Origin of the sequence: Corynebacterium sp. HMSC28B08 (assembly GCF_001806865.1) — a bacterium.
Lineage (GTDB): Bacteria > Actinomycetota > Actinomycetes > Mycobacteriales > Mycobacteriaceae > Corynebacterium > Corynebacterium auriscanis.
Genome location: NZ_KV786144.1, coordinates 31,287 through 41,868 on the forward strand (window position 1 = coordinate 31,287; position 10,582 = coordinate 41,868).

9 protein-coding genes, 1 tRNA gene and 1 pseudogene are annotated in these 10,582 nt (G+C 60.0%); 8 read left to right on the plus strand and 3 right to left on the minus strand.

The window, feature by feature from the left end; all coding sequences use genetic code 11:
- Nucleotides 1-4 precede the first annotated feature (4 nt).
- A complete protein-coding gene (locus HMPREF3098_RS01185; protein ID WP_070433684.1) occupies nt 5-1,450 on the plus strand; it encodes a MazG nucleotide pyrophosphohydrolase domain-containing protein in 1,446 nt (481 codons plus the stop codon).
- A gap of 420 nt (nt 1,451-1,870) precedes the next feature.
- Here the strand turns inward: HMPREF3098_RS01185 and HMPREF3098_RS01190 are convergent, their stop codons facing one another.
- The 3 genes from HMPREF3098_RS01190 to HMPREF3098_RS01200 are packed head-to-tail and all read right to left on the minus strand — an operon-like array spanning nt 1,871 to nt 4,715.
- Complete coding sequence (locus HMPREF3098_RS01190) at nt 1,871-2,722, minus strand: metal ABC transporter permease (protein WP_070433685.1); 852 nt, start codon at nt 2,720-2,722, stop codon at nt 1,871-1,873.
- The gene (locus tag HMPREF3098_RS01195) at nt 2,719-3,771 is read right to left on the minus strand and encodes a metal ABC transporter ATP-binding protein (RefSeq protein ID WP_070433686.1); all 1,053 of its coding nucleotides are present in this window, start codon (nt 3,769-3,771) and stop codon (nt 2,719-2,721) included. Before HMPREF3098_RS01195 ends, HMPREF3098_RS01190 begins: the two co-directional genes overlap by 4 nt.
- Nucleotides 3,771-4,715: a metal ABC transporter substrate-binding protein gene (locus tag HMPREF3098_RS01200; RefSeq protein WP_070433687.1), complete on the minus strand. Its 945-nt coding sequence runs from the start codon at nt 4,713-4,715 to the stop codon at nt 3,771-3,773. The genes HMPREF3098_RS01195 and HMPREF3098_RS01200 overlap by 1 nt, the downstream gene beginning before the upstream one ends.
- 110 nt (nt 4,716-4,825) lie before the next feature.
- Between HMPREF3098_RS01200 and HMPREF3098_RS01205 the strand changes: the two genes are divergently transcribed.
- From HMPREF3098_RS01205 to HMPREF3098_RS01230, 7 genes and pseudogenes are all read left to right on the plus strand, one after another.
- A complete protein-coding gene (locus tag HMPREF3098_RS01205) occupies nt 4,826-5,512 on the plus strand; it encodes a metal-dependent transcriptional regulator (protein ID WP_070433688.1) in 687 nt (228 codons plus the stop codon).
- The gene (locus HMPREF3098_RS01210; RefSeq protein WP_246815800.1) at nt 5,505-6,509 is read left to right on the plus strand and encodes a lytic transglycosylase domain-containing protein; all 1,005 of its coding nucleotides are present in this window, start codon (nt 5,505-5,507) and stop codon (nt 6,507-6,509) included. The genes HMPREF3098_RS01205 and HMPREF3098_RS01210 overlap by 8 nt, the downstream gene beginning before the upstream one ends.
- Before the next feature lie 224 nt (nt 6,510-6,733).
- Nucleotides 6,734-8,011 (plus strand): phosphopyruvate hydratase, encoded by a 1,278-nt coding sequence (gene eno, locus HMPREF3098_RS01215; RefSeq protein WP_070433689.1) that lies wholly within the window; start codon nt 6,734-6,736, stop codon nt 8,009-8,011.
- 144 nt (nt 8,012-8,155) lie between these two features.
- Entirely contained in the window at nt 8,156-8,776 is a 621-nt protein-coding gene (locus tag HMPREF3098_RS01220; RefSeq protein WP_052095165.1) for an FtsB family cell division protein, read from the plus strand.
- A 119-nt stretch (nt 8,777-8,895) separates the two neighbouring features.
- A pseudogene (locus HMPREF3098_RS11735) lies at nt 8,896-9,258 on the plus strand (DUF501 domain-containing protein); the annotation flags it as partial.
- 126 nt (nt 9,259-9,384) lie between these two features.
- A complete protein-coding gene (locus tag HMPREF3098_RS01225) occupies nt 9,385-10,401 on the plus strand; it encodes a Ppx/GppA phosphatase family protein (protein WP_070433700.1) in 1,017 nt (338 codons plus the stop codon).
- An 8-nt stretch (nt 10,402-10,409) separates the two neighbouring features.
- A tRNA-Leu gene (locus HMPREF3098_RS01230) sits at nt 10,410-10,486 on the plus strand.
- Nucleotides 10,487-10,582: the final 96 nt, after the last annotated feature.

The window sequence follows — 10,582 nt, forward strand, 5'->3', positions numbered from 1 at the left end:
CTCTATGTCTGTGATTCTGTTGGACCCCCGATTCCCCGCGATGATTCCGGTGGAGGCCGTCTCCCACCTGCGCGGTGACGTTTCCTACACCGAAGAAGTTCCGGTGCGTGTGCGTTGGGTGATCGCCGATCTTGGCGGCCACACCGTTGCTGAATCGGACGTATTGGTCACAACAGATATCACCAACGATGCGGTTCGCGAGCGCTTGAACAACCACGAGGAGATCATCAAGGCTCCCAGCCTTGTCGTGGAGATGGAGCCCAACAAGCAGCTCGAATCCGGCAGCTCCGCCACGGCCGATGGGGCCCCTGTGTCGCCGAACGCGGCCGATGGCCCCTCTTTTACCAACGACGCCGCCTCGGTCACCCACTCCGGCGCTGGTTTTGTGGACGGGGAGATTGTCGGCACCGATGAGCACACAGTAGCTGTGGCCGGATTGCGCCGAACCACTCGTACCGAAGTGCCGGCGTCCGTCATGGACGAGATAGAAGATGCGGTTGCCCTGATGGCGCGGGCTCTGCGGCAGGGTGAGTGGGAGCAATCTATGACGCACACTAGCCTCATGGAGTTCCTTCGTCAGGAAGCCGCGGAGTTGGCTCGCGTGGTGGAGGCCATCGACGAGTATTCCGACGAGGACGATGACACAGCGGCGCCCCAGTGGTTGGAACAGGAGTTGTGCCAGGAGCTTTCGGATGTTCTGTTACAGGTGTTGTTCCACGCTGAAATCGCCAACAGGCGAGGCGCGTTTGATATCGGGCACGTCTCGGGTGCGTTTGTAGCTAAGATGCGTTCTCGTGCGCCTTACCTGTTCGAACAGGTGGAGCGGGATGTTCCTCGCACAGAGCAGGACCGACTGTGGGAGGAGGGCAAGCGTAGGGAGCGCGCGGCGAAACTGGAACGTTTGGGCGAGCCGTACCGGGCTTTCCTCAAAGACAAGGATGCCCCGGCACAGCCAAACCAAGGATCCGCTGCTGGGGCTGCCGCAGGAAATACAGCAAAACCTGCCACAACCTCCGCCGCAGGAACTGTCACAAAACCTGCCACGGGAAATACAGCAAAACCTGTCACAACCTCCGCCGCAGGGACTGCACCGGAATCCACGCAGGCGGATCAGGCAGCGGCATCTTCCCAGTCCCGCCAGGCAAACGTGTCGTCCAAGCCGAGTCAGTTTTTTGCGAAGCCTGATCAGGCAACGGCATCTTCCCAGTCGAACTCAGCCGAGCAGGCTGCACCCGCGACTGTGCAATCTCCGCCGGTCTCAACTGCACTGGTCGAGGCAGAGATTGTTATCCGTCGAGCGCGAGAGATGGGCCTGCCTGATTCCAAGATCCCAACCGATATTCGGTTCCCAATGGTGGGCTTGGAGCTGGACGAACCGGGTGAATCGGACCGCCGCCTGCTGGACGCGGTCCGCGCGTTCAAACAACAGCTCGACGACAGGGGTGCCTAATTCCCGCGTCTCCTAACCTGATTGGCGAGGGCTGCAATTTGGCAACGCGAGGGCTAACTCGAATTTCCTTGATACGGGCTGTGTCGGCACCAGCTTGGTAACGCGAGGGCTAACGTTTTCCCTTGATATGGGCTGAGTCGGCACCATCTTGGTAACGCGAGGGATTACCCCTATTACACGTATGCCGGTGCGTTTCTTTTTCCACTGAGAGTTTTCCCGTGCCCGTTTTCGCCGGACTCAATTTCCCCGTGCAGGCGTTCCGTTGGATCCGCACTCAGAAAGCCTTCGGAAAGCAGAATGAGATGCGCGGAATCAGACGTGTCGGTGTCGTTTCGTTCTGCTGATTCCGACCCCGGCGAAATCCGACTCCGGTGAATCCCTGCCCCGGCGAAATCCGGCCCCGGTGAATCCCGTAGCACGCTAATTCTGCAGCAGCTTCCGCGCCACGCCCTCGCGTTTACCGAACAAGTACACCAGCGTGAAGAGAGCAGACTGCGAGAGCACAATTGCCCCGCCGGTCGAGATATCCCAGAAGAAGCTCGTGGCGATTCCCACCGCGCAACTGATCCACGCCAGCAGGGGGCTCAGCACTAACATCACGGAGAACTTCTGCGTGAGCAAGTAAGCTGTAGCGCCTGGGGTTATCAGCATGGCGACAACCAGTATCACACCCACTGCCTGGGCGGACGCCACCACCACGCACGCCAAACACAGCATCAGGATCCATCGGATGAACCGCGTGTTGAATCCCAGCGTTGCGGCATGGAGGGGATCAAAGGCCCACAGCGTCAGCGCACGGCGCGCCACCACCATCACCACGAAGGCCACCCCTCCGAACACCAGCACCTGGTTGAACGCAGCATCTTTGATGCCTAGCAGATTCCCGAACAGGATTTCCTGCAGGTGCGTGCCGGACGGGGAAATGGTCACCAGCACCAACCCCAGGGCAAACATGCTGGTGAAGGTTATTCCGATAGCGGTGTCCTCCCGGAGCGTGGTGCGGGAACGGATCGCGCCCACGGTTCCTACCGCAATGACCGCGGCGATCAGGGCGCCGACTGCGAAGGGTGCTCCCACCAGGTACGCGATGACCACTCCGGGCAAAACCGCATGCGAAATCGCATCGCCCAGCAGTGACCACCCGATCAGAACTAACCAGCAGCTCAACAAGCCTGCCACAATGGCAATCGCGCTCGCGGCCACGAACGCGCGTTGGATGAATTCGAAGTGGAACATGTCTAGGAAGGTCCAGGCTTCAGGGGATTTGCTCATTGCTTTCCTCCTTCGACGCCACCCCGCACTCCACTAAACGCTCTCAGCAGGTTTTCGTCGGTCAGTGCGGCGGCAGTGGGGCCATCGGCGATTACGCGTCCATTGATCATGATGACTTCATCGCAGAATGTGGGAAGGTGATCGATGTCGTGAGTGGCGACCAGCAGTGCTTTGCCCTCGGCGGCTAGTTGCCGGAAGAGGGCTGTGAGGTCATCGCGGCTGGTGTTATCCACGCCCGCGAACGGTTCATCCAGCAGTAGGGTGTGGGCGCCCTGGGCAATGCCACGGGCTACGAATACGCGCTTTTTCTGCCCGCCTGATAATTGGCCAATTTGGCGGTCGCGGAGGTCGGTCAGGTGCGCGATCTCTAGGGCAGCCTCGATAGCATCGCGATCGGTCTGAGTGTGCCGGCCCAGCCATTTGCCTCCGAAAATGGAGCGGCGAGCGGACCGTGAGCGGCTGGGAGTGCCTGTGCTGAGGGAAGAATCTGAGCGTTTGGGGCTGCGTGTGTCGAGGGAAGAATCTGAGTGTCTGAGGGTGCTTGAGCGGAGGGCTGAACCCGTGCGCCTGTGCCCGAACAATCGACCGCGGTCGGCGGGGGTAGCGAAACGCCCCGAGGCCACGACCTGCTCCACGGAAATCGGGAAGTTCCAATCCACAGCCTCATGCTGGGGTACGTACGCAATAGCCCCTGGCGAATCATCCGCATGTGTGATGGTGCCGGTATACAGGGGGATAAGACCCATGATGGATTTGAAGAGGGTGGACTTACCTGAACCGTTGGGGCCGATGAGGGCCTTCACGCTGCCGTAGTGCAACTCGGTGGTCATGTCCTCTAGTGCTGGCTGGTGCGTAGTGGGGTTCCCCGAGTAAAAAACGGTGACATTCTGCACCTGTGTGGCCACGCGACCGGCCGGCGCGTTCGCGCGCCCAGCCATGCGATCCGCTTGCTCGCTAGTGCGATTGGGTTTTGCATCGACCTGTGTGGCCACGCGATCGACCGGTGCGTCCGCACGCCCAGCCACACGATTGGGTTCCGATTTCGGCATTACTTCCGCTCTCCAGCAGCGTTGTTGCCCAGGCCCTTCACGATGGTTGTGGCGTCATAGCGCAACAGGTCCAAGAAGGTGGGCACCGGACCCGATGCATCGGAAAGGGAATCTACATAGAGCACACCGCCGTCCTTCGCGCCCGTTTCCCGCATAATCTGTTGCTTGGCACCGGGATTCACGGTCGACTCGCAGAATACTGCGGGCACCTTGTTGTCACGAACGAAGTTAACAGCGCGGGCTACCTGCTGGGGAGTAGCGTCCTCCTCGGTGTTAACCGGCCAGATGTAGCCCTCCTTCATGCCCGCATCCCGGGTGAGGTAACTAAAGGCTCCCTCACAACTGACCAAGGTGCGGGACTGCTCAGGAAGTTCGCGCAGGCCCTTCTCCAGCTCGTCATCGACCTTCTTCAGTTGCTCGCGGTAGCGGTCGGCGTTCTGGTGGATTTCGTCTTTGTGATCGGGCTTGAGGTCAACGAGGGCCTTTTCAATGTTATCCACGTAGATCACCGCATTATCCGGGCTCATCCAGGCGTGCGGGTTGGGAGTTTTCGTTCCCTCGATGTCGATAGGGGTCACACCTTGAGATACTTCCGCGCGCTTAGCTTCGGAGCGTTCCAGAACCTTGTCCACCCAGTGTTCGAGGCCCAGGCCATTGCTCAGAATGAGGTCCGCTTTCGAGGCAGCAGCGACATCCGAAGGGGTGGGTTCATAGCCGTGGATCTCGGCGCCGGGGGAGGTGAGGGACCGGACTTCCACCAAATCCCCGCCGACTTGCTTAGTCATGTCCTCGAGGATCGTGAATGTGGTCAGGACCGTGGGCTTTTCGGTGTTGGAAGAATCGGATGCTCCGGCGCCACACGCGGTGAGTAGCGCTAAGCCACTGAGCAACGAGATCCCGGCGGTGAGCTTCTTAAATGGCGGCTGGGGGCGTCGAGAAGACATGTGAAAACTCCTTGAGGAAATTAAAAGTTCAATGGATTGAAAACCAGAACAAACAGTAGTTGGAGAATTTGCTACCGGGCAAATGCTCTTACCCCCGTTAAGATGTGCCTATGCATGTCAGCGACCTTCCCGAGAAAACCCAGGACTACCTGAAGAAGATCTACGATTTTCAAGAGTGGGGAAACGAGGGAATCACTTTGTCCCAACTGGCCGAAACAATGGGGCAGCGGGCTTCCACCACGTCTGAAGCTGTGAAGCGACTGGATGCCAAAGGCCTGGTTGAGCACCGTCCGTACGCCGATATCCAACTGACCCCGCAAGGGCTACATCTGGCGATTGCAATGGTGCGCCGGCATCGCCTGATTGAGACTTACCTGTGCCAGGAACTCGGCTACCCCCTCGGTGATGTTCATGAGGAGGCGGAGATTTTGGAACATGCGGTCTCGGACGAATTCATCAGGCGTATCGAGGAGAAAATGGGTTTCCCCTCCCGCGATCCACATGGGGATCCCATCCCGGATGCCAGCGGCAAATTCACCGCCCCTGCGGTTGTATCTTTGTCCACTGTCAATGCACACGAATCCTGTGTGGTCGATCGCGTGTCCGATAGGGACGGGGACCTGCTGCGTTACCTAGAGCAGCGCGGGATTCTGCCGGGTGTGGAGATCGAGATGCTGCAACGGGCCTTCGCCGATCTTGCCGAGATCAAGATCATATCGACGGGAGAACGGGTGCAATTGCCCGAGGTTAGCCTCAAAGCCGTTTTGGTCAACAAGGGTGGGGACAGCGGTGCCTAAGCCGAATAAACCGGTGTATGGCCCCATCCCCGAACCCAACCGGCCGCGCGCTCAGCGCAGTGGCCGGGGGACATCGGGGATTCAACGGCGTGGTGGCGCTCGCAGCACCGTTCCTGATGCAGGCGCTCGCGGCACCGCCCCTGCCACCGGAAACCGCGGTACCGCCCCACCCACCGGAACTCGCGGTACCGTGCCGTCCCAGCGCCCATACCGCGGCAAGTTCGCAGGCTGTGGCTTCTTCGTCATCGTCCTCGCGTTGCTGATGATCATCGCGATCGTCGGATTCCTCGTCGCGGGATTCACGGAGCGCGCATCCACACCTCAGCCCACTCGTGTGGCTGTGCCGGACAACGTTCCGCCTAAGGCCGCCAAGCCGGCGCCGGATCTGGACATTCATGCTCCCGGCCGAACCAGCGAGGGGCTCCTGTCCTGGGCCAGACCCATTTCTGAGGACACGGGGATACCGCAACAGGCGCTCATCGCCTATGGAAATGCCGAGGCAATCGCCCGCGAATCTCGCCCGCAATGCCATCTAACGTGGAACACCCTGGCCGGCCTGGGGTACGTGGAAACCCGTCACGGAACGTACGATGGCAAGCGTTTCGGTGCCTCTGAGCTCGACGCCAAGGGCAATGCCAACCCGCCCATCTTTGGACCCCAGCTCAACGGGAAGGGGTTTGCTACGGTGCGGGATACGGACGGGGGCAAGCTGGACGGTGACAAGGAATACGACCGTGCCATGGGACCACTTCAATTCATTCCAGAATCGTGGAACCGCTATGGGGTTGACGCGGATGGGAATGAGAACGCCGATCCGCAAAATATCGATGACGCAGCCGCGTCGGCGGTACGCCTGCTGTGTGATTTCGAGCGAGACTTGGCCACCCCGGAAGGGTGGGCGAGTGCGGTCCGTGCCTACAACCTATCGGACAAGTACGTCCGGGATGTGCGCGATGCTGCGGCGAACTACGCACTGGGCCAGCGGCCGTTGGGGTAATTCAGACCCGTTGCGAGCCAGCTTTCGACCATGCTTGCGCCACTGCCGGGGGTACCGTTGCGGCATTGCGAAGGCCCCACGGCGCCACTTCCCATCATTACTGGGGTAGAAACTGGGCATTGAGTCAGCGATTACTGGTGAAAATCTGTAACAATAGGGGTGGTTAAAGGTACCGACTACTTTTTCCTGCCCTTACCCGTCTCACCTAGGAGGCTGAAAAGCTCATGGCCGAAATCATGCAGATCATTGCCCGCGAAATCCTCGATTCCCGTGGCAACCCGACGGTAGAAGTGGAGGTGGGCTTGGATGATGGCTCCATCGGCCGTGCAGCAGTTCCATCCGGTGCCTCCACTGGTGTGCACGAAGCTCACGAATTGCGTGACGGCGACGATCGTTACTTGGGCAAGGGTGTACTGAAGGCTGTCGAAAACGTCATTGAGGAAATCGATGACGAGCTCGTGGGCATGGAAGCCGACGATCAGCGCCTCATCGACGAAGCCATGATCGAGCTGGACGGTACCGATAACAAGTCCCGCCTGGGTGCGAATGCCATCCTCGGCGTTTCCATGGCCGTGGCACACGCCGCCGCGGAGTCCACTGGCCTGCACCTGTTCCGCTACATCGGCGGACCGAACGCTCACGTACTCCCAGTGCCAATGATGAACATCCTCAACGGTGGTGCACACGCGGATTCTGGTGTGGATGTACAGGAGTTCATGATTGCCCCTATCGGTGCAGAAACCTTCTCCGAAGCACTGCGCATGGGCACCGAGGTCTACCACAACCTCAAGAAGGTCATCAAGGAAAAGGGCCTGTCCACCGGCCTGGGTGACGAGGGTGGCTTCGCACCATCCGTCGAGTCCACCAAAGCAGCACTCGACCTCATTGTCGAAGCTATCGAGGGTGCCGGTTACAAGCTGGGCGAGGAAATCGCCCTGGCGCTGGACGTTGCATCCTCCGAGTTCTACAAGGATGGCAAGTACCACTTCGAAGGTGGCGAGCACACTGCCGAGGAAATGGCCAAGGTCTACGAGGAGCTCATCAACCAGTACCCGATCGTCTCCATCGAGGATCCGCTGCAGGAAGACGACTGGGAAGGTTACACCAAGCTCACCGAGGCAATCGGCGATAAGGTGCAGATCGTGGGCGATGACTTCTTCGTAACCAACCCAGCCCGCCTGCAGGAGGGCATCGAGAAGAAGGCTGCGAACGCACTGCTGGTGAAGGTAAACCAGATCGGTACCCTCACCGAGACCTTCGATGCCGTGGACTTGGCACACCGGAATGGCTACCGCACCATGATGTCCCACCGCTCCGGTGAGACCGAAGACACCACCATCGCCGACCTGGCCGTAGCCCTGAACTGTGGACAGATCAAGACCGGTGCTCCCGCACGTTCCGAGCGGGTTGCTAAGTACAACCAACTGCTGCGCATCGAGCAGTACCTTGACGATGCTGCAGTGTACGCCGGCCGTTCTGCCTTCCCGCGTTTCAAGGGATAACTAACCTCCCTGAACACCCGATCACCGCGCACCACTGCGAAGCATCCCGCGATTCAAGGGATAACTAACCTCCCTGAACACCCCGCGAACTGAACTGAGTTTCGTGGGGTGTTTTTCATTGCCACATTGGTAATCTGTTGATCTATGAGTAATTCCGCGAGCTCGAAGCGCAACACGGGGCGCACCGCCGAAACCGAGGCTGGTGCCGATCGCCCGCGCTTGCCGCAAGCTCGCTCGGTGCAACGGCAGCAAGAACGCCGCCGTCGCGTTCACAATGCACCCGGCCGCATGGCGCGCAGTTTCGTCACCTTGCCGCAAAAGGTCAATCCGTTGGCTACGGTCATTTCGATCTCCTTGGTGATCTTCCTCGCGCTGTCCATTGCTACACCACTACGCAACTACTTTGAACAGCGCGCCGAAATCGCCCGGCTGGAGAACACTATCCAAGCCCAGGAACAGCGCAAACGCGAGCTCACTGATGAGCTCAACCGTTATCACAACGAGGACTACATCAAAGAACAAGCCCGCACCAGGCTGGGACTAATCGAACCCGGTGAATCGGCCTTCCGCATCATTTCGCCGCACATCGGATCTTCCGCGCCGGGGGATAACCCCACCGACGATGCCGAGAACAACCAAGGCGATCGCGAGTGGTACCAGAAGCTATGGGATTCGATATCCGTTCCCGAACCCACCCCGGAGCAAATCCACCAGGAACAGGAACAGACGCGCCTGCCCACGATTCCAACACCACCAAAGTCCTAGACGGGGCGCTGGCGGTGAAGGCGCGGGGCGTCGGGTAGAAAAGAAACTGACCAACGCCAACAGAAACAACCGGGAAAGCAGGGACCAACGTGAGTGTGAGCGAGGCCGATCTCGACATCATGGAGCAGCAGCTGGGGCGGAGGCCACGAGGCGCTGTTGAGGTGAGCTACCGGACCCCCGATGGGCAGCCCGCCGTGGTGAAAACCCATCCCAAGCTGCCAGACGGCACGCCGTTTCCCACTCTGTACTATCTGACCGATCCGCGCCTGACGGCAGAGGCATCACGGCTGGAAGTGGCCGGTGTGATGAAGACGATGCAGGCACGACTGGCTACGGATGCGAACCTGGCCGCCGACTACCAGGCAGCCCATGAGCATTTCTTGTCCGTGCGCAACGCGATGGAGGATCTGGGGACCGACTTCTCCGGTGGCGGAATGCCCGATCGTGTGAAGTGCCTACACGTTCTGATCGCGTATGCGCTGGCCGAGGGGCCGGAGCGGGTGCGGCTGGGTACGGAGGCCGTGGCCTTGGCGCTGGAAAACAACCCCAAACTGGCGGGTACTGCATTGCCCGCCGAGTGGCCGAGCGCGGAATCCTTGGGCACCTCTATGGCTAAGGCCAGCACCGAGCCCCGGCGGTTCGCCGCGATCGACTGCGGGACGAACTCCATTCGTCTGTTGATTGCCGAGCGTTGGTTTGATGAGGGTGGCCGGGCCCACCTGCGTGAACTCAACCGGGACAACATCATCGTGCGACTGGGCCAAGGCGTGGATGCTACGGGTCGGTTCGCCGATGAGGCTCTTTCTCGGGTCGACGCCGCGCTCCATACGTACGCGGACCGCATGGTGGAATACGCGGTGGAAGATGTGATGATGGGCGCGACTTCCGCAACTCGCGATGCGGCCAACAAAGATGAGTTCTTCGACATCACCGCCAAGCATCTTGGGCGGATCAAGCCGGGTGCGCAAGCGCAAGTCATCAGTGGCGAAGATGAGGCGAAGTTGAGCTTTGCCGGGGCGGTGGGTGACCTTCCTGGACAGCTCGGTTCCGATCCGGCCGATCCCAACCGCTATGAGGGTGTGTGCGTGATCGACTTAGGCGGTGGCTCTACCGAATTTGTGGTTCAAGTCGGGGGCGAGCTGCAGGCGTACTCCGCGGATATGGGATGTGTGCGACTGACGGAGCGATTCTTGCGGAGCCAGCCCCCTACGGAGGGTGAGATCGCCGAGGCGCGTGCAATGATTGACAAGTTATTGCAGGACGTGAGCCAGCACGTGGACTTTAGCGCCGTGAAGCGTGTAGTAGGTGTGGCAGGCACAATGACTACTCTGTGCGCGATTACTAAGGGGCTGGAGAGCTACGACAGCGAGAGAATTCACATGAGCACGCTTCCGCTGCAAGACTTCCGGGCGATGGCGCTCAAGCTGGTCGATATGAGCCCTGAGCAGCGCCTTGAGTTGGGGCCGATGCACCCCGGGCGTGCGGATGTGATCGGCGGCGGAGCGCTGATTATCGATGCGTTCAGCGAAATCTTCCTACAGCGGGGGTTGATGCAGATCACCGTGAGTGAAAAGGATATATTAGACGGGATGCTGGCCGAGGTTGTGAACCGCAACCTCGCGTAGGAGCATCCGCCCCTATAGCCCAATCGGCAGAGGCAGCGGACTTAAAATCCGTCAAGTGTGGGTTCGAGTCCCACTGGGGGCACCATTGGGGGCTTTGTGAGGGCCCTGATGGGGGGCGCTGGGAGCGGTGCTGCGGGGAGCGGTACGAACGGTGCTGGAAACGGTGCTGGGGTTGCAGCGG